Origin of the sequence: Streptomyces sp. E-08 (assembly GCF_049913095.1) — a bacterium.
Taxonomy (GTDB): domain Bacteria; phylum Actinomycetota; class Actinomycetes; order Streptomycetales; family Streptomycetaceae; genus Streptomyces.
Genome location: NZ_CP183971.1, coordinates 5,275,385 through 5,298,096, shown reverse-complemented (window position 1 = coordinate 5,298,096; position 22,712 = coordinate 5,275,385). Strand labels below are relative to the sequence as shown.

At 72.3% G+C, this 22,712-nt stretch carries 22 protein-coding genes; 14 read left to right on the top strand and 8 right to left on the bottom strand.

Features of this window, described 5'->3' with window-relative positions:
- Positions 1 to 51: 51 nt before the first annotated feature.
- Positions 52 to 1,653 (top strand): acyl-CoA carboxylase subunit beta, encoded by a 1,602-nt coding sequence (locus tag ACN9MM_RS24605; protein ID WP_426365763.1) that lies wholly within the window; start codon positions 52 to 54, stop codon positions 1,651 to 1,653.
- Positions 1,654 to 1,678: 25 nt separating this feature from the next.
- Positions 1,679 to 1,891, top strand: coding sequence for an acyl-CoA carboxylase epsilon subunit (locus ACN9MM_RS24600; protein ID WP_190101587.1), 213 nt, complete (start codon positions 1,679 to 1,681; stop codon positions 1,889 to 1,891).
- A 70-nt stretch (positions 1,892 to 1,961) separates the two neighbouring features.
- On the opposite strand, the gene ACN9MM_RS24595 is transcribed toward ACN9MM_RS24600, so the two are convergent.
- Positions 1,962 to 3,404, bottom strand: coding sequence for an MFS transporter (locus ACN9MM_RS24595; protein ID WP_426365761.1), 1,443 nt, complete (start codon positions 3,402 to 3,404; stop codon positions 1,962 to 1,964).
- A 70-nt stretch (positions 3,405 to 3,474) separates the two neighbouring features.
- Between ACN9MM_RS24595 and ACN9MM_RS24590 the strand changes: the two genes are divergently transcribed.
- From ACN9MM_RS24590 to ACN9MM_RS24580, 3 genes are all read left to right on the top strand, one after another.
- Positions 3,475 to 4,110 (top strand): TetR/AcrR family transcriptional regulator, encoded by a 636-nt coding sequence (locus tag ACN9MM_RS24590; protein WP_426365760.1) that lies wholly within the window; start codon positions 3,475 to 3,477, stop codon positions 4,108 to 4,110.
- A 95-nt stretch (positions 4,111 to 4,205) separates the two neighbouring features.
- Positions 4,206 to 4,334 (top strand): morphogenic membrane protein MmpB, encoded by a 129-nt coding sequence (gene mmpB, locus ACN9MM_RS24585; protein WP_267258901.1) that lies wholly within the window; start codon positions 4,206 to 4,208, stop codon positions 4,332 to 4,334.
- A gap of 143 nt (positions 4,335 to 4,477) precedes the next feature.
- On the top strand, positions 4,478 to 5,083 hold the full coding sequence (locus ACN9MM_RS24580; protein WP_426365758.1) for a Maf family protein: 606 nt from the start codon (positions 4,478 to 4,480) through the stop codon (positions 5,081 to 5,083).
- Positions 5,084 to 5,085: 2 nt separating this feature from the next.
- Here the strand turns inward: ACN9MM_RS24580 and ACN9MM_RS24575 are convergent, their stop codons facing one another.
- On the bottom strand, positions 5,086 to 5,514 hold the full coding sequence (locus ACN9MM_RS24575) for a hypothetical protein (protein WP_382862926.1): 429 nt from the start codon (positions 5,512 to 5,514) through the stop codon (positions 5,086 to 5,088).
- A gap of 373 nt (positions 5,515 to 5,887) precedes the next feature.
- On the opposite strand from ACN9MM_RS24575, the gene ACN9MM_RS24570 reads away from it, so the two are divergent.
- Entirely contained in the window at positions 5,888 to 7,642 is a 1,755-nt protein-coding gene (locus ACN9MM_RS24570) for an acetyl/propionyl/methylcrotonyl-CoA carboxylase subunit alpha (RefSeq protein ID WP_426365757.1), read from the top strand.
- A 77-nt stretch (positions 7,643 to 7,719) separates the two neighbouring features.
- Positions 7,720 to 8,265, top strand: coding sequence for a TetR/AcrR family transcriptional regulator (locus tag ACN9MM_RS24565; RefSeq protein ID WP_426365756.1), 546 nt, complete (start codon positions 7,720 to 7,722; stop codon positions 8,263 to 8,265).
- Between the two features lie 111 nt (positions 8,266 to 8,376).
- On the opposite strand, the gene ACN9MM_RS24560 is transcribed toward ACN9MM_RS24565, so the two are convergent.
- On the bottom strand, positions 8,377 to 9,303 hold the full coding sequence (locus ACN9MM_RS24560) for a DeoR/GlpR family DNA-binding transcription regulator (RefSeq protein ID WP_426368818.1): 927 nt from the start codon (positions 9,301 to 9,303) through the stop codon (positions 8,377 to 8,379).
- Between the two features lie 225 nt (positions 9,304 to 9,528).
- The gene (locus ACN9MM_RS24555) at positions 9,529 to 10,968 is read right to left on the bottom strand and encodes an NAD(P)H-quinone dehydrogenase (RefSeq protein ID WP_426365755.1); all 1,440 of its coding nucleotides are present in this window, start codon (positions 10,966 to 10,968) and stop codon (positions 9,529 to 9,531) included.
- 260 nt (positions 10,969 to 11,228) lie between these two features.
- Between ACN9MM_RS24555 and ACN9MM_RS24550 the strand changes: the two genes are divergently transcribed.
- The 3 genes from ACN9MM_RS24550 (at position 11,229) to ACN9MM_RS24540 (ending at position 14,589) form a co-directional block, all read left to right on the top strand.
- Entirely contained in the window at positions 11,229 to 11,666 is a 438-nt protein-coding gene (locus ACN9MM_RS24550; protein WP_352016873.1) for a gamma-glutamylcyclotransferase, read from the top strand.
- A gap of 182 nt (positions 11,667 to 11,848) precedes the next feature.
- Positions 11,849 to 12,652, top strand: coding sequence for a purine-nucleoside phosphorylase (locus tag ACN9MM_RS24545; protein WP_426365753.1), 804 nt, complete (start codon positions 11,849 to 11,851; stop codon positions 12,650 to 12,652).
- A 284-nt stretch (positions 12,653 to 12,936) separates the two neighbouring features.
- Entirely contained in the window at positions 12,937 to 14,589 is a 1,653-nt protein-coding gene (locus ACN9MM_RS24540; RefSeq protein WP_426365752.1) for a phospho-sugar mutase, read from the top strand.
- An 88-nt stretch (positions 14,590 to 14,677) separates the two neighbouring features.
- Here the strand turns inward: ACN9MM_RS24540 and ACN9MM_RS24535 are convergent, their stop codons facing one another.
- From ACN9MM_RS24535 to ACN9MM_RS24525, 3 genes are all read right to left on the bottom strand, one after another.
- Positions 14,678 to 15,379 (bottom strand): PH domain-containing protein, encoded by a 702-nt coding sequence (locus ACN9MM_RS24535; RefSeq protein WP_426365751.1) that lies wholly within the window; start codon positions 15,377 to 15,379, stop codon positions 14,678 to 14,680.
- A 34-nt stretch (positions 15,380 to 15,413) separates the two neighbouring features.
- Entirely contained in the window at positions 15,414 to 16,055 is a 642-nt protein-coding gene (locus ACN9MM_RS24530; protein ID WP_426365750.1) for a class F sortase, read from the bottom strand.
- Between the two features lie 204 nt (positions 16,056 to 16,259).
- Positions 16,260 to 17,672, bottom strand: a complete 1,413-nt coding sequence (locus tag ACN9MM_RS24525; protein ID WP_426365749.1) for a hypothetical protein — start codon at positions 17,670 to 17,672, stop codon at positions 16,260 to 16,262.
- 251 nt (positions 17,673 to 17,923) lie between these two features.
- Between ACN9MM_RS24525 and deoC the strand changes: the two genes are divergently transcribed.
- From deoC to ACN9MM_RS24510, 3 genes are read left to right on the top strand one after another with little or no spacing between them, the layout of a single operon-like run.
- Entirely contained in the window at positions 17,924 to 18,883 is a 960-nt protein-coding gene (deoC, locus tag ACN9MM_RS24520) for a deoxyribose-phosphate aldolase (protein ID WP_426365748.1), read from the top strand.
- Positions 18,884 to 18,888: 5 nt separating this feature from the next.
- Positions 18,889 to 20,325 (top strand): aldehyde dehydrogenase family protein, encoded by a 1,437-nt coding sequence (locus ACN9MM_RS24515; protein ID WP_382862872.1) that lies wholly within the window; start codon positions 18,889 to 18,891, stop codon positions 20,323 to 20,325.
- Positions 20,318 to 21,214, top strand: a complete 897-nt coding sequence (locus ACN9MM_RS24510; protein WP_426365747.1) for an aldehyde dehydrogenase family protein — start codon at positions 20,318 to 20,320, stop codon at positions 21,212 to 21,214. The genes ACN9MM_RS24515 and ACN9MM_RS24510 overlap by 8 nt, the downstream gene beginning before the upstream one ends.
- A gap of 45 nt (positions 21,215 to 21,259) precedes the next feature.
- On the opposite strand, the gene ACN9MM_RS24505 is transcribed toward ACN9MM_RS24510, so the two are convergent.
- Positions 21,260 to 21,994 (bottom strand): TetR/AcrR family transcriptional regulator, encoded by a 735-nt coding sequence (locus ACN9MM_RS24505; protein ID WP_426365746.1) that lies wholly within the window; start codon positions 21,992 to 21,994, stop codon positions 21,260 to 21,262.
- A 114-nt stretch (positions 21,995 to 22,108) separates the two neighbouring features.
- Here ACN9MM_RS24505 and ACN9MM_RS24500 point away from each other — a divergent pair, with 114 nt between their 5' ends.
- The gene (locus ACN9MM_RS24500) at positions 22,109 to 22,699 is read left to right on the top strand and encodes an NADPH-dependent FMN reductase (protein WP_426365744.1); all 591 of its coding nucleotides are present in this window, start codon (positions 22,109 to 22,111) and stop codon (positions 22,697 to 22,699) included.
- Positions 22,700 to 22,712: the final 13 nt, after the last annotated feature.

The window sequence follows — 22,712 nt, the reverse complement described above, 5'->3', positions numbered from 1 at the left end:
CCCATTCGTAGTCAACGAACCCCCCGTGACCAGGCAGGGAGCCGCATCCCGATGTCCGAGCCGGCAGAGCAGTACGAGATCGACATTCACACGACCGCGGGCAAGATCGCGGACCTCAAGCGCCGTATCGACGAGGCCACGCACGCCGGCTCGGAGCGCGCGGTGGAGAAGCAGCATGCCAAGGGCAAGCTGACCGCGCGCGAGCGGATCGCCCTCCTCCTGGACGAGGGTTCGTTCGTGGAGCTGGACGAGCTGGCCCGCCACCGCTCGACCAACTTCGGTCTGGAGAAGAACCGGCCGTACGGCGACGGCGTCGTCACCGGTTACGGCACGGTGGACGGCCGCCCGGTCGCCGTGTTCTCGCAGGACTTCACGGTCTTCGGCGGTGCGCTGGGCGAGACGTACGGCCAGAAGATCATCAAGGTGATGGACTTCGCGCTGAAGACGGGCTGCCCCGTCATCGGCATCAACGACTCCGGCGGCGCCCGCATCCAGGAGGGTGTGAGCGCGCTGGGCATGTACGGCGAGATCTTCCGCCGCAACACGCACGCGTCCGGGGTGATCCCGCAGATCTCCCTGGTCGTGGGGCCGTGCGCGGGCGGGGCGGTGTACTCCCCCGCCATCACCGACTTCACGGTGATGGTCGATCAGACCTCGCACATGTTCATCACCGGTCCGGACGTCATCAAGACGGTGACCGGCGAGGACGTGGGCTTCGAGGAGCTGGGCGGCGCCCGGACGCACAACGCGACCTCGGGCGTGGCGCACCACATGGCGGGGGACGAGAAGGACGCGATCGAGTACGTCAAGTCCCTGCTCTCGTACCTTCCTTCGAACAACCTGTCGGAGCCGCCGGCCTTCCCGGAGGTCGCGGACACCGAGGTGACGGACGAGGACCGCGAGCTCGACACGCTGATCCCGGACTCGGCGAACCAGCCGTACGACATGCACAGGGTCATCGAGCACGTCCTCGACGACGGCGAGTTCCTGGAGACGCAGTCGCTGTTCGCGCCGAACATCCTGACCGGTTTCGGCCGCGTGGAGGGCTTCCCGGTGGGTGTGGTCGCGAACCAGCCGATGCAGTTCGCGGGCTGCCTGGACATCGACGCGTCCGAGAAGGCCGCGCGGTTCGTCCGGACCTGTGACGCCTTCAACATCCCGGTGCTCACCTTCGTGGACGTGCCCGGCTTCCTGCCGGGTGTCGACCAGGAGTACGGCGGCATCATCCGGCGCGGCGCGAAGCTGATCTACGCGTACGCGGAGGCGACGGTCCCGCTGATCACGGTGATCACGCGCAAGGCCTTCGGCGGCGCGTACGACGTCATGGGCTCCAAGCACCTGGGCGCGGACCTGAACCTGGCGTGGCCGACGGCGCAGATCGCGGTCATGGGCGCGCAGGGCGCGGTGAACATCCTGCACCGGCGGACGATCGAAGCGGCGGGGGACGCAGACCAGGCAGCGGGCGAGCGGGCGCGGCTCATGCAGGAGTACGAGGACGCCCTGCTCAACCCGTACATCGCGGCCGAGCGCGGCTACATCGACGGGGTGGTCCTGCCGTCGGACACCCGCCCGCAGATCGTGAAGGGCCTGCGTCAGCTGCGTACGAAGCGGGAATCCCTGCCTCCGAAGAAGCACGGCAACATCCCGCTCTAACCCTCCGGACCCTCAAGGAGCCGACATGATCAAGGTCGTACGAGGCAACCCGACTCCGGAGGAGTTGGCCGCCGCACTGGCGGTGGTCCAGGCCCGGGCCGCGGCGACGGCGGCGGCGTCCGCCGGGGCGGGCGGCCCGGCGGTGCCGGAGGGCTGGTCGGATCCGTCGCGGATCGCGCGGACGGTGCGGCAGCGGCCGGGCCCGCGGGCCTGGGCGCGGTCGTACTGGCCCGTGTAGTCGTCACGGCATGAGGAAAGGCCGGATCCCGTGTGCGGGGGGTCCGGCCTTTCGCATGTCCTGGCGCCGGTCACGTACGGCGGAGGAAGACGCCGGAGAGTACGGCTCCGGCGGCGACGATCGCGGCGTTGACGAGGACCGCCAGGCCGATGCCGTCGAGGAGCGCGGGCGCGGTCACGACGACGGCGCTCATGATCGGGGTGCCCATGGTGATTCCGATCTGCTGGGTCATGGTCGCGAGCCCGGTCGCCATGCCCTGCTCGCCGTCGGGGATGCCCGAGGTGGCGGTGACCATGAAGCCGACGATCGCGAGCATGTTGCCGACGCCGCCGGCGAAGGTCGCGGCGAGCAGCAGCGCGAGGCTGCCCCGGTCGTCGCCGAGTCCGTACAGGGCGAGGGTCGCGAGGGCCTGGAGGAGTCCGCCCGAGACGAGGGCGGCGCGGGCGCCGAAGCGGCCGATGAAGCGGGAGGCGGTCACTCCGCCGAGGATCGTTCCGGCGCCGAGGACGCCGAAGGAGAGTCCGGCGGCCAGTGGGGAGAAGCCCAGGACGTCCTGGAGGTAGAGGGTCATCAGGAAGACCAGCGAGGTCTCGGTGACGAAGGCGACGAGCCCGGCGATGTTGCCCCAGACGACCGTGCGGCGCTTCAGGACGTGGACCGGGACGAGCGGTGAGGCGGCCCGCCGTTCGACGAGGACGAAGGCGACGAGGAGTGCGGCGCCGACGGCGAGGGCGGTGAGCGCGGTGGGGTCGGTCCAGCCGTGCTCGCCGGTGACGGTGAGGCCGTAGACGAGGGCGAGGAGTCCGCCGGTGACGGTGATCGCGCCGGGCACGTCGAGGCGGGGCCGGACGGCCGGGCGGCTCTCCTTGAGGACGGCGGGGGCGACGAGGAGGACGGCGAGGGCGACCGGCACGTTGACGAGGAAGGCCCAGCGCCAGGAGAGCAGCTCGGTGAGGACGCCGCCGAGGATCGCGCCGGTCGTGAAGCCCGCGGACATGAGCGCGCCGTTGAGGCCGAGCGCCTTGGCCCGCAGCGGGCCCTCGGGGAAGGACGAGGTGAGCAGGGAGAGCCCGGCGGGGGTGACGGCGGCGGTGGCCAGGCCCTGGGCGACCCGGGCGGCCATGAGGACCTCGGGGCCGGTGGCGAGTCCGCCGGCGAGGGAGGAGACGCCGAGGAGGGCCATGCCGCCGAGGAAGAGGCGGCGGCGTCCGACCAGGTCGGCGACGCGCCCGAAGAGGAGGGTGAATCCGGCGGCGGCGAGGGCGAAGGCGGTGGCGATCCACTGGAGGCCGCCGAGGGTGAAGCCGAGTCCTTGGCCGATGACGGGCAGCGCGACGTTCAGGATCGAGAAGTCGACGGCCAGCATGAACTGGGCGAGGAGGAGGACGACGAGGACGAGCCGCATCCTGCCGGTCATCCGGGCTTCGGGACGGTCCGTGGGACTGTCCGCGGGACGGTCCGTGGGACTGTCCGCGGGCGTGGACGGGGGCGCGGGGTGATCGAGGGCAACCATGCGTGGGACCCCTTAATGGGAGGCTGGTTCCGTTAAGATGTCCCGTACCGTAGCAGAGTCGAAGGCGTTAATGGAACAGGAGACCCGTTTGACTGAGAGCCTGCCGGCCACGCCCGGCACAGTGCGCCCCGGCGGCCGCACCGCGAAGGTCCGCAGGGCGGTCCTCGACGCCACCCTGGACGCCCTCGCCGACACCGGCTTCCACGCCCTGAACATGGACCGGATCGCCGCGGGCGCGGGCGTCGGCAAGACCACGGTGTACCGCCGCTGGGGCTCCCCCGTCGGCCTGGTCACCGACCTCCTGCACGACATGGCGGAACAGTCGCTGCCCGCCTCCGACACCGGCAGCCTCGCGGGCGACCTGCGGGCCAACGCCGAACTCGTCCGGGCCACGCTCGTGGACCCCCGGATGGGCGCCGTCTTCCGCGCGGTCATCGCCGCCGCGGCCTGCGACGAGGAGTGCGCCCGCGCCCTCGCCGACTTCTACCGGACCCGGCTCGCCGAATGGGCCCCGGTCGTGAGCCGGGGCGCGGAGCGCGGCGAGGTCCCGGCGGGCACGGACCCCGTCGAGGTCCTCCGCGCCGTCTCCGCGCCGCTCTACTACCGCTTCGCGGTCACCCGCGAGGAGCTCGGCGGGGACGTCGCGGAACGGGCGGTGACGGCGGCCCTGGCGGCCGCGCGGGACGGGGTGTTCGTACGGCCCTGAGCCGGGGCCCGTGTCCCCGAATAGTCCTTCCGCACCGGGGCGGCTGAGTATCCGTACTCAGGCGCCCCGGCCGTCCCGCCCGCAGGATCGGAGGCATGCTGTGGTCCGACCCGAAGAACCAGCCGCCGAAGTTCCTGCGCGACATGCAGGCGATGCTCCGCCGCACCGGCGTGCTGCTGGCGCTCGCGATGGTGGTCGCGATGTTCGTGGCGACCGCACGCTGACCACGCACGGGCACGACGGACCACGCACGGATACGACGGACCACGCACACGCGTCACGCACGCGCGTGCGGCAGGCCACGCGCGGGCACGGCGACCGCGCACGCACGCGCGTGTGTGTGCCCGCCACTGGCTACGCTGCCCCCATGACTGCTGATCCGCGCCGTGTCGTGCTCGCCTCCGCCTCCCCCGCCCGGCTCGCCCTGCTCCGGCAGGCCGGACTCGCCCCCGAGGTGATCGTGAGCGGCGTCGACGAGGACAAGGTCCACGCCCCGACCCCGGCCGAGCTGGCGCTCACCCTCGCGGAGGCGAAGGCCGCCCATGTCGCCGCCCGCCCCGAGGTGTTCGGCGCGCTCGTCATCGGCTGCGACTCGGTCCTGGAGCTCGACAAGCAGGCCCTCGGCAAGCCGGCCGACGCCGCGGAGGCCACCGCCCGCTGGAAGGCGATGCGGGGCAGGGTCGGCATCCTCCAGACCGGCCACTGCGTCTACGACACGACCGCCAAGCGCTACGAGTCGGCGACGGCCTCCACCGTGGTCCGCTTCGGCGAGCCGACGGACGAGGAGATCGCCGCGTACGTGGCGAGCGGCGAACCGCTCCACGTGGCGGGGGCGTTCACCCTGGACGGCCGCTCGGCCCCGTTCATCGACGGCATCGACGGCGACCCGGGCAATGTGATCGGCCTGTCGCTGCCGCTGCTGCGCAGGCTCCTGCGCAAGCTGGACGTCGAGATCACCGACCTCTGGTCCTGAGGTCATCCGGCGGTCACCGCCTCCCCCTCGGGGGCGGCGACCTCCTTCCCGTACGCCACGAGGGTGAGGACGACGAGTCCGAGCACGGCCACCAGGAAGGCGAACGCGGTCCAGCCGAGCAGGGCGACGGCGACGGCGCCGAGGACGCCGTGGACGACCGCGCAGCCGATCAGGAGGCCGCGGCCGATCCGGCCGGGGCGGCGGTCGCGGAGGCCCGCGACGAGGGCGACGAGGGCGCAGACGACGAGGGCGGCGCCGGAGGCGATGCCGAGCCCCCAGGTGCCGGCGACCATCGCGTCGGGGTCCATGCCGTCGAGGGACATCGACTGGGCCTCCAGGAAGCCCGCCATGACGGCGTTGATCGCGACGATGCCGGGCGCTTCGAGGAAGAGCACCGCGGCCGTCACGAGGGCTATCGGTCTGCGGGCCACCTCGGCCACCCCCTGGATTCGCCTGTTACCGCCAGTACGTTCGACAGCGCGAAGGCTACTGGCCGGTAAACCCTCGGACAAGAGTTCGCGCACGGCGGGACACGACGGACGCGGGGGCAAAGAATCATCGAGCCATTCGTAGGGACCCGACAAAGAAACCCGAACGGCCCCTGGCCCCACGAACAGAGACCTGCGCCACACCTCGGAGCTACTGTGCCGTAAAGGAACCCTGCGTACCGTGGTGCGACAAGGGAATTCACGACCCGAGCGGGCCCGGGGTCACGCTCCGTGTGGGCAAGCTCACCACTGGGGACGGGTCGAAAGGCCGTGTCGGCAGTCCCTAAACTCAGCTTGTTTCAAGGAGGGAGCCATCGTGCGCAAGGTGCTCATCGCCAACCGTGGCGAAATCGCTGTCCGTGTGGCCCGGGCGTGCCGGGACGCCGGCATCGGCAGCGTGGCCGTGTACGCCGATCCGGATCGGGATGCCCTGCATGTCCGGGCGGCTGACGAGGCGTTCGCTCTGGGCGGTGACACCCCGGCCACCAGTTACCTGGACATGGCCAAGGTGCTTCAGGCCGCGAAGGACTCGGGGGCGGACGCCGTCCACCCCGGCTACGGGTTCCTTTCCGAGAACGCGGAGTTCGCCCAGGCCGTCCTGGACGCGGGCCTGACGTGGATCGGCCCGCCGCCGCAGGCCATCCGGGACCTCGGTGACAAGGTCGCCGCGCGCCACATCGCGCAGCGCGCCGGCGCCCCGCTGGTCGCCGGTACGCCGGACCCGGTCTCGGGCGCCGACGAGGTCGTGGCCTTCGCCCGGGAGCACGGGCTGCCGATCGCGATCAAGGCCGCCTTCGGCGGTGGTGGTCGCGGCCTGAAGGTCGCCCGCACCCTCGAAGAGGTCCCCGAGCTGTACGACTCGGCCGTCCGTGAGGCCGTCGCGGCCTTCGGCCGGGGCGAGTGCTTCGTCGAGCGCTACCTCGACAAGCCCCGTCACGTCGAGACCCAGTGCCTCGCCGACACCCACGGCAACGTGGTCGTCGTCTCCACGCGTGACTGCTCGCTCCAGCGCCGGCACCAGAAGCTCGTCGAGGAGGCCCCCGCGCCGTTCCTGACGGACGCGCAGAACGCCGAGCTGTACGCGGCGTCGAAGGCGATCCTGAAGGAGGCCGGCTACGTCGGCGCCGGCACGGTCGAGTTCCTCGTCGGCACGGACGGCACGATCTCCTTCCTGGAGGTCAACACGCGTCTGCAGGTCGAGCACCCGGTGACCGAGGAGGTCGCGGGCATCGACCTGGTCCGGGAGATGTTCCGGATCGCCGACGGCGAGGAGCTCGGCTACGACGACCCGGCCATAAGGGGTCACTCCTTCGAGTTCCGCATCAACGGCGAGGACCCGGGCCGCAACTTCCTCCCGGCCCCCGGCACGGTCACCCTGTTCCAGCCGCCGACCGGCCCCGGTGTCCGCCTCGACGCGGGCGTCGAGTCCGGCTCCGTGATCGGCCCGGCCTGGGACTCGCTCCTGGCCAAGCTGATCGTCACCGGCGCCACCCGCGAGCAGGCCCTGCAGCGCGCGGCCCGCGCGCTCGCGGAGTTCAAGGTGGAGGGCATGGCCACGGCCATCCCGTTCCACCAGGCCGTCGTCGTCGACCCCGCCTTCACCGCCGACCCCTTCCGGGTCCACACGCGGTGGATCGAGACGGAGTTCGCCAACGAGATCAAGCCCTTCGCCCCGGCCGGCTCGGAGGCGGACGAGGACGAGTCGGGCCGCGAGACGATCGTCGTCGAGGTCGGCGGCAAGCGCCTCGAGGTCTCCCTGCCGTCCTCGCTCGGCATGACGCTGGCGCGCACGGGCCTGGCGGCCGGTGCGAAGCCGAAGCGGCGCGCGGCGAAGAAGTCCGGCCCGACCGCTTCGGGTGACACCCTCGCGTCCCCGATGCAGGGCACGATCGTGAAGGTCGCGGTCGAGGAGGGCCAGGAGGTCAAGGAGGGCGACCTGATCGTCGTCCTGGAGGCCATGAAGATGGAGCAGCCCCTGAACGCCCACCGCTCGGGCACCGTCAAGGGCCTGAGCGCCGAGGTCGGCGCCTCCGTCACCTCCGGTGCCACCATCTGCGACATCAAGGACTGACCGTCGCAACCAGTACGGTACGAAGGGCCCGCAGGCAGCCGCCTGCGGGCCCTTCGTCGAGGGGACCCGTTCCGCCCATGCGCGCCGACGCACGCCGCAACCACGAGCGACTGCTCATCGAAGCCCGCGCCGCCTTCGCGGCCCAGGGCGCGGACGCGCCCCTGGAGGAGGTCGCGCGGCGCGCGGGCGTGGGGATCGGCACGCTGTACCGCCACTTCCCCACCCGTGCCGACCTGTTGAACGCGGTCTTCCAGGAGGCGCTGGCCGAACTCCTCGACCGCTCGGGGGAACTGGCCGGGGCGGACGACTCGTGCCGGGCGCTCGTGGAGTGGCTGCGGGCCCTGATCGCCCACGCGGGCGAGTACCGGGGGCTCGCGCACGCGCTGATGTCCGCCTCGTACGACCGGAGTTCGGCCCTGGCGCGGTGCAGCGACCCGCTGCGCGCGGCGGGCGAGCGACTGCTCGAACGGGCCCGGAAGGCGGGGCAGGTACGCGCCGACGTGTCGATCGGCGACCTGATGCAGCTGACCAACGCGATCGCGCTGGCGGCCGAGCAGTGCCCGGAGGACGCGGAGCTGGCGGACCGCCTGCTCGCGCTGACGCTGCGGGGACTGAAGGACTGAGGTCTTCCGGGAAGCGGCGTGGGACCCCTGGGGGAGGGTCCCTCGGGCCTTCGGACGGCTTCGGCTGACCTCGGTCAGCGGAGGCCGCACGTCCGCGACCGCTGACTGCGGTCAGCGGCGGCGCATGTCCGCGACCCGGGCCGTGCGCTCCAGCGTCTCCGCGGCCATGGCGCCGCCCGGTCCCCGGAACTGGCCGGCCGCCATCCGCCCGCGCTGGACGGGGAGCGGCATGTCACGGCGGGGCCGGGCGCCCTGGGGGAGCTGCTCACCGCCGCCGGGGCCGGCGGCCGCGCCCATACCGGCGACGGCGATCTGCACGCCCTGGTCGGCGAGGGCCTGGAGCTCGGTGGCGGCCCGCTCGTCGTGGGCCGGGGGCTCGTCGGTCACCAGACGCGTGATGACGTCCGTGGGCACCGTCTGGAACATGGTGTCGGAGCCCAGCTTGGTGTGATCGGCGAGGACCACGACCTCGGCCGCCGCCTGCACGAGCGCCCGGTCCACGCTCGCGGAGAGCATGTTGGACGTGGACAGGCCGCGCTCGGCGGTCAGGCCGCTCCCGGAGAGGAAGGCCCGGGAGACCCGGAGCCCCTGGAGCGACTGCTCGGCCCCGCTGCCCACGAGCGCGTAGTTGGAGCCGCGCAGGGTGCCGCCGGTCATGACGACCTCGACCCGGTTGGCGTGGGCGAGGGCCTGGGCGACGAGCAGGGAGTTGGTGACGACGGTGAGGCCGGGCACGCGGGCGAGCCGGCGGGCCAGCTCCTGCGTGGTCGTCCCGGCGCCGACGACGATGGCCTCGCCCTCTTCGACGAGGCTCGCGGCGACGTCGGCGATGGCCGTCTTCTCCGCTGTGGCGAGATGGGATTTCTGCGGGAAGCCGGATTCTCGCGTGAATCCACCCGGCAACACCGCACCGCCGTGACGGCGGTCGAGGAGTCCTTCTGCCTCTAGGGCCCGTACGTCTCTCCGTACGGTCACTTCAGAGGTCTGGACGACGCGGGCGAGCTCGCGGAGCGACACGGCCCCATTGGCTCGCACCATTTCGAGGATCAACTGGCGACGTTCTGCAGCGAACACGAAACTGACAGTAACGTGACCGGCCGATACTTTTCAGCACTATGCGCCGAATTGCAGAAGATGCGCACGGACGGGGCCTCCAAGTGATATGGGAGGCCCCGCCGTTGATCGTTCTATGCCCCGCCTTGCCGGGGGTTGTCCGAGTCGGTGAACCGTTCCCGCAGGCGGGAGCCGGGCCGGGGAGGGGCGTTACGCCTCGCCCGTCACCTTTCGGGTGTGCAACTGCCGTGCCACTTCCGCGATCGAGCCCGACAGGGAGGGGTACACGGTGAAAGCATTTGCGATCTGTTCCACCGTCAGATTGTTGTCGACCGCGATCGAGATCGGATGGATCAGTTCGCTCGCCTTCGGCGCGACGACACAGCCGCCGACCACGATGCCGGTGCCCGGGCGGCAGAAGATCTTCACGAAGCCGTCCCGGATGCCCTGCATCTTCGCGCGGGGATTGCGCAGCAGCGGCAGCTTGACGACCTTGGCGTCGATCTTGCCCGCGTCCACGTCGGCCTGGGTGTAGCCGACGGTGGCGATCTCCGGGTCGGTGAAGACGTTGGAGGAGACCGTCTTCAGGTTGAGCGGGGCCACCGCGTCGCCGAGGAAGTGGTACATCGCGATGCGGCCCTGCATGGCGGCGACCGAGGCGAGCGCGAAGACGCCCGTGACGTCGCCGGCCGCGTAGACGCCGGGGGCGCTCGTACGGGAGACCCTGTCGGTCCAGATGTGACCGGAGTCCTTCACCCGGACGCCCGCCTCCTCCAGACCCATGCCGGCCGAGTTCGGGATCGCGCCGACCGCCATCAGGCAGTGGGTGCCGGAGATGACCCGGCCGTCCGCGAGGGTGACCTCGACCCGGTCGCCGACCCGCTTGGCCGACTCGGCGCGGGAGCGGGCCATGACGTTCATGCCGCGGCGCCGGAAGACGTCCTCCAGGACGGCGGCGGCGTCCGGGTCCTCACCCGGGAGGACCCGGTCGCGGGAGGAGACGAGGGTGACCCGGGAGCCGAGCGCCTGGTAGGCGCCGGCGAACTCGGCGCCGGTGACGCCGGAGCCGACCACGATGAGCTCCTCGGGGAGCTCCTTGAGGTCGTAGACCTGGGTCCAGTTCAGGATGCGCTCGCCGTCCGGCTTGGCGTCGGGCACCTCGCGCGGGTGGGCGCCGGTCGCGATCAGCACCGCGTCGGCGGTCAGCGTCTCCTCGCTGCCGTCGGCGGCGGTGACGACCACCTGGCGGGAGCCGTCCACGGCCTGCCGGCCGGAGAGCCGGCCGCGGCCGCGCAGGACCCGGGCGCCGGCCCGGGTCACGGAGGCGGTGATGTCGTGGGACTGGGCGAGCGCGAGGCGCTTCACCCGTCGGTTCACCTTGCCGAGGTCCACGCCGACGACACGCGCGGCCTGCTCGATGTGCGGAGTGTCGTCCGCGACGATGATGCCCAGCTCCTCGTAGGAGGAGTCGAAGGTGGTCATCACCTCGGCGGTGGCGATCAGGGTCTTCGAGGGGACGCAGTCGGTCAGGACGGACGCGCCGCCGAGGCCGTCGCAGTCCACGACGGTCACCTCCGCGCCGAGTTGGGCGCCCACCAGGGCCGCCTCGTATCCGCCGGGTCCGCCGCCGATGATCACGATCCGGGTCACTGGGATCTACGCCTCGCGCTCTCGTTCTGCCGGGGGGTCCCCCCGCTGGGATGCAGTGCGTACGCCATTGTCCCGCACGCTTCAAGTGCGTACCCCATTCTCCCGCACGCCCGGCGCGGCCTCGCGCCGGGGGCTCCGAAGGGGTGCGGAAGGGGTACGGACCGGGCCGTACGGCCCCCGCGCACCCCTCGTACGGCCCCGGAACAGCCGCCACCTCGGCGTTCGCCGGACACCCCGTCCCCTCCCGTACCCTCGGTCCCATGTCGCTCTACGCCGCTTTCGCCGGCAACCTCGACGCGCGGCTGATGAGCCGCCGCGCACCGCACTCCCCGCTGCGCGGCACCGGCTGGCTGAACGGCTGGCGGCTGACCTTCGGCGGAGAGCAGATGGGCTGGGAGGGAGCGCTGGCCACGATCGTGGAGGCCCCGCGGTCCCAGGTCTTCGTGGCGCTGTACGACATCGCGCCGATGGACGAGGACTCCATGGACCGCTGGGAGGGCGTGGGGCTCGACATCTACCGGCGGATGCGGGTGCGGGTGCACACCCTGGACGGCGAGGAGGCGGCCTGGGTCTACGTCCTCAACGCGTACGAGGGCGGTCTGCCGTCCGCGCGGTACCTGGGCGAGGTCGCCGACGCGGCGGAGTCGGCGGGCGCGCCGCACGACTACGTGATGGAGTTGCGGAAGCGCCCCTGCTGACCCGGTCGGGTTGATCCGACCGGGTGGCCGGAATCCCCCGTTCGTCGGAAACGACAAGACAACGATCGCATGTCCGTCAGCATCGTCATCTACGCGCGTAGGAATTCTCCGGCTACGCTGCTTCGCGTACCAAATCCGTCCGGGGCTCCCCTCGGACCCCCCTCCCCGAGGCGAGAGAGTCAGTGAACGCAACTGCCACCCCGTACGAGGCCGCCGAGGCCGCTGCCGCACGTCTTCGCGAGCTGACCGGCGTCGACAACCACGACGTCGCCCTGGTCATGGGCTCCGGCTGGGCCCCCGCCGTCGACGCCCTCGGCGCCCCCGAGGCCGAGTTCCCGGTGACCGAGCTCCCCGGCTTCCCGCCGCCGGTCGTCGAGGGCCACGGCGGCAAGGTCCGCTCGTACAAGATCGGTGAGAAGCGCGCGCTGGTCTTCCTCGGCCGCACCCACTTCTACGAGGGCCGGGGCGTCGCCTCCGTCGCCCACGGCGTCCGCACCGCCGTCGCCGCCGGCTGCAAGACCGTCGTCCTGACCAACGGCTGCGGCGGCCTCCGCGAGGGCATGCGCCCCGGCCAGCCGGTCCTGATCAGCGACCACATCAACCTGACGGCCGCCTCCCCGATCGTCGGCGCGAACTTCGTCGACCTCACCGACCTGTACTCGCCGCGTCTGCGCGCGCTGTGCAAGGAGGTCGACGAGACGCTGGAGGAGGGCGTCTACGTCCAGTTCCCCGGCCCGCACTACGAGACCCCGGCCGAGATCAACATGGTCCGCGTCCTGGGCGGCGACCTGGTCGGCATGTCCACCGTCCTCGAGGCCATCGCGGCCCGCGAGGCCGGCGCCGAGGTCCTCGGCATCTCGCTCGTCACCAACCTGGCGGCGGGGCTCTCGGGCGAGCCGCTGAACCACGAGGAGGTGCTCCAGGCGGGGCGCGACTCGGCGGCGCGGATGGGTGAGCTGCTGACGCGGGTGCTGGACCGGATCTGACGTCCGTCGGGGCCCCCACCCCCACCCCTCCCCCTACGCCCGGAGGCGTGGGGGGACCGCGCCTCCCGCAACCGGGGCTCCGCCCCGGACCCGCGTCTCGAACGCCGGCGAGGCCGAGTCTCAGCCCGCCCGGCGTTCGAGGGCACGGCCGCAGGCCGTACGGGGTCCGGGGGCCTGCCCCCGGTTTCGGGAAGGGGCGGGGTGGGGGAAGGCTCCGCGCAGCGGGCCCACGCTCCCGCACCCACCCACGGCCCCTCCCGCCCGAACACCCCGAAAGGCACACCGTGACGCAGGACGACCTCCTCACCCGGGCCCAGGCCTGGCTCGCCGAGGACCCCGACGCCGAGACCCGCGAGGAGCTCGCGCGGCTCATCGAGGCCGGCGCGACCGACGAGCTCGCCGCCCGTTTCAGCGGCACACTGCAGTTCGGCACGGCCGGTCTGCGCGGTGAGCTCGGCGCCGGGCCGATGCGGATGAACCGCTCGGTGGTCATCCGCGCGGCCGCAGGACTGGCCGCGTACCTCAAGGCCAAGGGGCAGACCGGCGGCCTCGTCGTCGTCGGCTACGACGCCCGCTACAAGTCCGCCGACTTCGCCCGGGACACCGCCGCCGTGATGACCGGCGCCGGGCTGCGCGCCGCGCTGCTCCCCCGGCCGCTGCCGACGCCCGTCCTCGCGTACGCCATAAGGCATCTGGGCGCCGTCGCCGGTGTCGAGGTGACCGCGAGCCACAACCCGCCGCGCGACAACGGCTACAAGGTCTACCTGGGCGACGGCTCGCAGATCGTGCCCCCGGCCGACGCGGAGATCGCCGCCGAGATCGACGCCATCCGGTCGCTGCACGACGTACCCCGGCCCGAGACCGGCTGGGAGACCCTCGGGGACGAGGTCCTGGCGGCCTACCTGGAGCGCACGGACGCCGTCCTGACCCCCGGCTCCCCCCGCACCGCGCGGACCGTCTACACGGCCATGCACGGCGTCGGCAAGGACGTCCTGACGGCCGCGTTCGCCCGGGCCGGCTTCCCGCCGCCCGCGCTCGTCGCCGCGCAGGCCGAACCGGACCCGGCCTTCCCGACGGTCGCCTTCCCGAACCCGGAGGAGCCGGGCGCCATGGACCTGGCCTTCGAGGCCGCCCGGGCCGTGGACCCCGACCTCGTCATCGCGAACGACCCGGACGCCGACCGCTGCGCCGTCGCCGTGCCGGACGCGGACGCCGAGGGCGGCTGGCGGATGCTCCGCGGCGACGAGGTGGGCGCGCTGCTCGCCGCGCACCTGGTGCACAAGGGCGCGACGGGCGTGTTCGCCGAGTCGATCGTGTCGTCCTCGCTGCTCGGCCGCATCGCCGAAGCGGCGGGCGTCGGCTACGAGGAGACCCTGACCGGCTTCAAGTGGATCGCCCGCGTCGACGGCCTGCGGTACGGCTACGAGGAGGCGCTCGGCTACTGCGTCGACCCGGAGGGCGTCCGCGACAAGGACGGCATCACGGCCGCGCTGCTCGTCACCGAGCTGGCCTCGGTGCTCAAGGAGCAGGGCCGGACGCTCACCGACCTGCTCGACGACCTCGCCGTGGCCCACGGTCTGCACGCCACGGACCAGCTGTCGGTGCGGGTCGAGGACCTGGGGATCATCGCGAACGCGATGGCCGCGCTGCGCGAGCGCCCGCCGGTCTCCCTCGCCGGTCTGACGGTCGTCTCGGCCGAGGACCTGACGAAGGGCACGGAGTCGCTGCCGCCGACGGACGGGCTGCGCTACCACCTGGAGGGCGCCTACCGGGCCCGGGTGATCGTCCGCCCCTCCGGCACCGAGCCGAAGCTCAAGTGCTACCTGGAGGTCGTGGTCCCGGTCGGGGACGGCAGCGAGCTGACGACGGCCCGCGCGAAGGGCGCCGAGGTGCTGGCCGCGATCAAGCGGGACCTCTCCGAGGCCGCCGGACTGTAGGACACGGCACGAGGGTCCGTACGGAAGCGATTAAGTACGGGCCCTCGCCCGTACGGACCCTCGCCGGGCATCCGGCGACCCGTACGGCTCAGCGGGTGGCGATCAGGATCACGAGCAGCAGCAGACCGGCCACGGCGGGTCCGACGATCTCGTACGCCCAGCGCACCTGCGGCTCGCCCTGCGCCCCCGGGTTCTTGGCCCGCAGCTCGGCGAACTCGCGCAGGTCGGCGACGGTCTTGTCGCCGGGCGCGATCCGGGAGGCGCTGTCCCGTACGTCGGCGGTGACGGAGGTACGGCCGTGCGGATCGTCCTGGGAGGCGCGGGCCGCGGTGCGGGCGGCCTTCTTCCGCTGGCGCAGCGAGACGGGGACCGCCCACAGCTGGTACTTGGCGCCGTCCTGCGTGAAGACCTCGCTGGAGTAGCCGGCGCGGACGTCGGCGACCGTGGCCCAGGGCAGCGTGATCGACCGGAACGGGTTGCGGATCCGGAGCCGCTCGTCGTTGGCGTACACGGCGGGCCGGATCGTGAAGGCGACGATCAGCGGGACGGCGAGGACGAGGCCCGCGAGTGCGAGCCAGGGCGCGCGGCCCTCGCCCCGGACCATCGCGTCCACGGCGAACAGGCCCGTGAGGAGCAGCAGGAAGACGCCGCCCGCGATCCCGAGGGGCGACCGGTAGACCTTGTCGTCGGAGGCGGGCGCCGCGGGGGTCTCTCCCGTGGACGGCTGCTCGGGGGTCGACTCGCGGCTCGGCTCGTGGCTGGGCTCGGGGGTCGGCTCGGGGGTCGTCATGCCGCCGATTGTGCCTCAGCGGACGGGTGACGGCTCAGGCGGCCCGCGCGGCCACGAGATCCGCGTACACGATGATGTTGTCGGGGCGGTGGCCGTCGACCAGCTCCCCGCCGCAGGTGACGAGGCGCAGCTCGGGGCGGGTGGTGTTGCCGTACACCCGGGCCGTCGGGAAGGCGTCCTTGTCGACCTGCTCCAGCTCCCGGACCCGGAAGACGGCGGTCGTGCCGTCGGCGCGGGTCACGGTGATCTCGTCGCCGACCCGGACCCGGGAGACGTTCTTGAGGACGGCCGGGCCGCGGACGGTGTCGAAGTGGCCGACGAGGACGGCGGGGCCGGTCTCGCCCGGCGTGACGCCCTTGTCGTACCAGCCGACCCGGTCGGCGTCGGCGACCGGGGGGACCTCGACGGTCCCGTCGGCGTTCAGGCCGAGGTCCAGGACCGGACCGGTGTCGACCCCGGCGGAGGGCACGCGGACCCGCACGGGCAGGGAGCGCCCGAGCGGTTTCACCGCCGCCGCGCTCGCCGTCGGCACCGGGGCGGTCGCGCGAGAGATGTGGGCGGGCGGGGTGGCGGGAGCGGACCCGCCTCCGGCGGAGCAGCCCGTGAGCGCGACGAGCGCGGCCATCAGCAGGACGGATGCGGTACGGGTACGGGTACGGGCGGGGCGACGGCTCACGTAAGGCTCCGGACGGGACAGGGCGGGCCCGCGCACGCGCGGGCTCCGGACGCGACAGGGCAGGGCGGCGCGCGGGGCTCCGGACGGGACGGGCGCGGCCGGCCGCCGCGTGGGGCGCGGCGACCGGCCTGGGTGGGGTGTGCTCCCGCTCGGGTCAAGGGGCGGGGAGGTGCGGTGCGGGCCCGGGAGGGGCGTCGGGCGGGGTCAGACGCGGTCGGCGCCGGCCCGGCGGCGCAGGACGACGAAGCCGAGGCCCGCGGCGGCGAGCGAGGCCGCTCCGGCGCCGGCGGCGACCAGCGCGGTGGAGTCGCCCTCGGCGGCGAACTCGGCACCGGCCGCGACACCGCCCTGCGGGATGACGGAGGTCTGCCCGGTGTTCGTGGTGAGACCGGTCCCGGCGCCGGTCGCGGCCTTCGTGCCGGTCGCGCTCTTCGCGCCGGTCGCGCCCTTCGTGCCGTTCTCGATCGGCACCTCGAACGTGCAGCCCTTCGGCAGCTTCGGGAAGGCGTGCGTACCGCCCTTGGCGGTGCCGCCCTCGACCTTGGTGTAGAGCGACGGCGTCGCGCTCTTCGGGTCGACGATCCGGGCGGTGAAGCCGACGCTCTTCGGCAGCGAGGGGTGCGTCCGGTCGACCATCGCGAAGACCCTGTCCTCACCGGCGGTGCTGAACTCGGCCACCGGGCCCTGCCGGGTCATGAACAGCTCGGCCGCGGTGCCCGCCCCGATGGAGACGGTCGTGCTGACCGTGCAGGGGCCGAGCTTGTCCTTGCCGGCCGTGGCGCCCGTACCGCCCGGGGCCGAGGCGCCCTGCGCGCCCGTGCCGGGGGCCGCGGTCGCGGTCACCTCGCCCTCGAAGGTCAGCGTCACCGCGTACCCGGCGAAGACCTGCGTGTCCTCCGGCGGGTAACCGGCGCCCGCCTTCAGCTCGCCCAGGACGGTACCGCCCTCGACGACGTCGGCGGTGAAGTAGCGGTGCTGGTCGCCCCGGGCGTACACCTTCGCCGACAGCCCGCCGGCCAGCTGCACGGTGCGCACGAGGGTCCCGTTCGCGGCGAAGGAGGTCACCTCGCCCTCGGAGGTCAGCGTCACCGCGTACCCGGCGAAGACCTGGGTGTCCTGCGACGGGTAACCGGCGCCGGCCTTCAGCTCGCCGAGCACCGTGCCGTCCTTGACGACGGTGGCCGTGTAGTACGGGTGCTGGTCGCCCCGGGCGTACACCTTCGCCGACAGCCCTTCGGCCACCTGCACCGTCCGCACGAGGGTCCCGTCCTGGGCGACGGAGGTCACCTCGCCCTCGGAGGTCAGCGTCACCGCGTACCCGGCGAAGACCTGGGTGTCCTGCGACGGGTAACCGGCACCGGCCTTCAGCTCGCCGAGGACCGTGCCGCCCGAGATGACGTCGGCCGTGTAGTACGGGTGCTGGTCGCCGCGGGCGTACACCGCGGCCGACAGCCCGCCGCCCAGCTGGACGGTGCGGACCGGGGTGTCCTGCGCGGCGGCGGCCTTCGGCGCCGGGTTCGTACCCGCGGCGAAGGCGCTGCCGGCCGCGAGGACCGGGGTGGCGGCGACGCCCGCGACGAGGGCGGCGGCGAGGGCGGTGCGAAGGGCGGTGCGCATAACGACTCCTGTGATTCGTGAAGGTGGCTGGTGCGAGTCGCATGCCGCTTTTTCTCGGTCCGACTGTGTCCGGTGAGGTCTGGCTGGCTGCTGATATGAATGTATTGATCTTGTATGGGGGAGCCGTCCACTCCATGTCACGGCCGTGTGACAGGGACCACCACGCCGTCGGACCCCCTGTGACCTCGGGCTCGATGAAGGGGCGGCCCTGTACAGGTCGCTACGCGCGTAGATATGCTCGACTGGTGACCATGCCCACCACTGCATCCGCAGCATCCGCATTCGCCGACGTGACCGCGTCCGACAGTGCGCTGCGCCGCTTCCTCCACGGGCTGCCCGGCGTCGACGCCGTCGGCCTGGAGGCGCGCGCCGCGTCCCTCGGCACCCGCTCGATCAAGACCACGGCCAAGGCGTACGCCATCGACCTGGCCATTTCCATGATCGACCTGACGACGCTCGAAGGCGCGGACACCCCGGGCAAGGTCCGGGCGCTCGCCGCCAAGGCCGTCAACCCCGATCCGACCGACCGCACGACCCCGAAGACCGCCGCCGTCTGCGTCTACCCCGACATGGTGGCCACCGCCAAGGCCGCCGTCGCGGACTCGGGCGTCAAGGTCGCCTCGGTCGCCACCGCCTTCCCGGCCGGGCGCGCCGCGCTCCCCGTGAAGCTGGCCGACACCGCCGACGCGATCGCCGCCGGCGCCGACGAGATCGACATGGTCATCGACCGTGGCGCCTTCCTCGCCGGCCGGTACCTGGAGGTCTTCGAGCAGATCGCCGCGATCAAGGCGGAGTGCGGCGACCGCGCCCGCCTCAAGGTGATCTTCGAGACCGGTGAGCTGTCCACGTACGACAACATCCGTCGCGCCTCCTGGCTCGGCATGATGGCCGGCGCGGACTTCATCAAGACCTCGACCGGCAAGGTCGCGGTCAACGCCACCCCGGCGAACACCCTCCTCATGCTGGAGGCCGTGCGCGACTACCGCGCGCAGACCGGCGTGCAGATCGGCGTGAAGCCGGCCGGCGGCATCCGCAACACCAAGGAAGCGATCAAGTTCCTGGTTCTCGTCAACGAGACCGTGGGTGAGGACTGGCTGGACAACCACTGGTTCCGCTTCGGCGCTTCCAGCCTGCTCAACGACCTGCTGATGCAGCGCCAGAAGCTGGCGACCGGCCGTTACTCCGGCCCCGATTACGTGACGGTGGACTGATCAACATGGCATCTGCATTCGAGTACGCCCCGGCGCCGGAGTCGCGCTCGGTCGTCGACATCGCGCCGAGCTACGGCCTGTTCATCGACGGCGAGTTCACCGACGCCGCCGACGGCAAGGTCTTCAAGACCGTCTCGCCCTCCTCCGAGGAGGTCCTCGCCGAGGTCGCCCAGGCGGGCACCGAGGACGTCGACCGCGCGGTGAAGGCGGCACGGAAGGCGTTCGAGAAGTGGTCGGCGCTGCCCGGGTCCGAGCGCGCCAAGTACCTCTTCCGCATCGCCCGGATCATCCAGGAGCGCAGCCGCGAGCTGGCCGTCCTGGAGACCCTGGACAACGGCAAGCCGATCAAGGAGACCCGCGACGCGGACCTCCCCCTGGTCGCCGCGCACTTCTTCTACTACGCGGGCTGGGCCGACAAGCTCGACCACGCGGGCTACGGCGCGAACCCGCGCCCGCTGGGCGTGGCCGGCCAGGTCATCCCGTGGAACTTCCCGCTGCTCATGCTGGCGTGGAAGATCGCCCCGGCGCTCGCGACCGGCAACACGGTCGTCCTGAAGCCGGCCGAGACGACCCCGCTGACCGCCCTGTTCTTCGCGGACATCTGCCGCCAGGCCGGGCTGCCGAAGGGCGTCGTCAACATCCTTCCCGGCTACGGGGAGACGGGCGCCGCGCTGGTCGCGCACCCCGACGTGAACAAGGTCGCCTTCACCGGTTCGACCGCAGTCGGCAAGGCCATCGCGCGTTCGATCGCGGGCACCGACAAGAAGGTCACGCTGGAGCTGGGCGGCAAGGGCGCCAACATCGTCTTCGACGACGCCCCCATCGACCAGGCCGTCGAGGGCATCGTCAACGGCATCTTCTTCAACCAGGGCCAGGTCTGCTGCGCGGGCTCGCGCCTCCTCGTCCAGGAGTCGATCCAGGACGAGCTGCTCGACAGCCTGAAGCGCCGCCTGTCGACGCTCCGCCTGGGCGACCCGCTCGACAAGAACACCGACATCGGCGCCATCAACTCCTCGGAGCAGCTGGCCCGCATCACGTCCCTCGTCGAGCAGGGCGAGGCGGAGGGCGCCGAGCGCTGGACCGCCGCGTGCGACATCCCGTCGGCCGGTTACTGGTTCGCCCCGACGCTCTTCACGGGCGTGACCCAGGCGCACCGCATCGCCCGCGACGAGATCTTCGGCCCGGTCCTTTCGGTGCTGTCCTTCCGTACCCCCGACGAGGCGGTCGCGAAGGCCAACAACAGCCAGTACGGCCTGTCGGCCGGCATCTGGACGGAGAAGGGCTCCCGCATCCTCGCGGTCGCCAACAAGCTCCGGGCCGGTGTCGTCTGGGCCAACACGTTCAACAAGTTCGACCCGACCTCGCCCTTCGGCGGCTACAAGGAGTCGGGCTTCGGCCGCGAAGGCGGCCGCCACGGTCTGGAGGCCTACCTCGATGTCTGAGTCGGCGACGCGGCTGAGCGTCTTCAAGACCTACAAGCTGTACGTCGGGGGCAAGTTCCCCCGCTCCGAGAGCGGCCGGGTGTACGAGGTGACGGACTCGAAGGGCAAGTGGCTGGCGAACGTCCCGCTCTCCTCCCGCAAGGACGCGCGTGACGCGGTCGTCGCCGCCCGCAAGGCCTTCGGCGGCTGGGCGGGCGCGACCGCGTACAACCGCGGCCAGATCCTCTACCGCGTCGCCGAGATGCTGGAGGGCCGCCGGGACCAGTTCGTCCGCGAGGTCGCCGACGCGGAGGGCCTGTCGAAGTCGAAGGCCGCCGCGGTCGTCGACGCGGCGATCGACCGCTGGGTCTGGTACGCGGGCTGGACCGACAAGATCGCCCAGATCGTGGGCGGCGCCAACCCGGTCGCGGGCCCGTACTTCAACCTGTCGACCCCGGAGCCGACGGGTGTCGTCACGGTCGTGGCCCCGCAGGACTCGTCCTTCCTGGGCCTGGTGTCGGTGATCGCCCCGGTGATCGCGACGGGCAACACGGCCGTCGTCATCGCGAGCGAGAAGTCCCCGCTGCCGGCCCTGTCCCTGAGCGAGGTCCTGGCCACCTCCGACCTCCCGGGCGGTGTGGTCAACATCCTCTCCGGCAAGGCCTCGGAGATGGGCCCGCACCTCGCGGCCCACCAGGACGTCAACGCGATCGACCTGACGGGCGCGGCCGGGGGCGACCTCGCCCGCGACCTGGAGATCGCGGCGGCGGACAACCTGAAGCGCGTCCTGCGCCCCCGTGACGAGGACTTCACCGAGTCCCCGGGCACGGACCGCATGACCGCGTTCCTGGAGACGAAGACCGTCTGGCACCCCACGGGTTCGCTGGGCGCGAGCGGTTCCTCGTACTAGGACCCCCATGACGAACGGCCCCCGGGTGCTCCCGGGGGCCGTTCGTCATGCTCCGCCGCGTTCGATCAGGCCCACGACCCCGTCGAGGACACACTCGAGCCCCGTCTCGAACAGCCACGCCGCGTCGTCCTTGCGGGCCGCGCCCAGCGCGTACGTCCGGTAGGTCGGGTAGCGGCCGGTTCCGAGCAGGTACGTCATCTCCGGGGCGAGCCCCCGGCGGGTCTCGTCGGCGTTCTCCCAGCCCTGCTCCTTCATGTACAGGGCGATGGCCACCTCCGCCTGTACGGCCCCGTGCACGTACGCGCCGACCGCGCGGAACGCGGCCATCATCGTGTCGACGTCGAGGCCCAGGCCGTCGAGCGAGGCCAGCTGCCGCTCGGCCGCCGCCATCCGGTTCGGGGTGAGCGCGAAGAGCGGGGTCGGCAGCTGGGCGAGCCAAGGGTGGCGCAGGATCCCGTCGCGGGTGCGGTGCGCGTGGGTCCGCAGCGTGTCCCGCCAGCCCTCGCCGGGCTCCGGGGGCTCCATCTCGGTCGAGACCTGGTCGACCATGAGGGCCCACAGCTCGTCCTTGCCGTCGACGTGCCGGTACGCGGCCATGGGCGCGACGCCCAGTTCGGCGGCGACCTTCCGCATGGTGACGGCGGCGAACCCCTCCCGGTCCGCGATGCCGATCGCGACCTCGGCGATCCGGCCCGGGGTGAGGGACGCCCTGGGCGCCGCCGCGGGCCGGTCGAGACGCTCCCACAGCGAGACGCGGTCCGTCTCGTCCTTCTTCGCCACTTCGGCCTCCTTGTGTCGCGTACAGCGTATGCCTTGTAGACGTCGTACACATCGACGTGTACGTTGTACACCACGCGGCGTACGCCGTACACATCACCGTTCCAGGGGGAAACCGTGAGCACTCCGCTCCGCCTCGCCGTCATCCAGGGCTCGACCCGCGAAGGCCGCCTCGGCCCCACCGTCGCGCACTGGCTCGCCGGCCACGCCACCGACCGCCCCGACCTGAGCGTCGACGTGATCGACCTCGCCGAGACCCCGCTGCCCACGGTCTTCCCGCACCTCGGCCAGGCCCCCTCCGGCGAGGCCGACCTGGCCCTCCTGCGGGCCGTGTCCCCCCGCCTGGCCGCCGCCGACGCCTTCGTCGTCGTCACGCCCGAGTACAACCACAGCTACCCGGCATCCCTGAAGAACGCGATCGACTGGCACAACAAGGAGTGGCACGCCAAGCCCGTCGCCTTCGTCTCCTACGGTGGCTTCTCCGCCGGCCTGCGCGCCGTCGAGCACCTGCGCGGGGTCTTCGCCGAGCTGCACGCCGTCACCCTCCGCGAGTCGGTCGGACTCGCGGGCGTCTGGGGCCAGTTCGACGCCGAGGGCAAGGCCGTCGCCCCCGAAGCCGACACCGCCGCGAAGGCGATGCTCGAACGGCTCGTCTGGTGGGCCGACGCCCTCCGCGAGGCCCGCGCCAAGAAGCCGTACGGTGCCTGACCGTGACCGACCA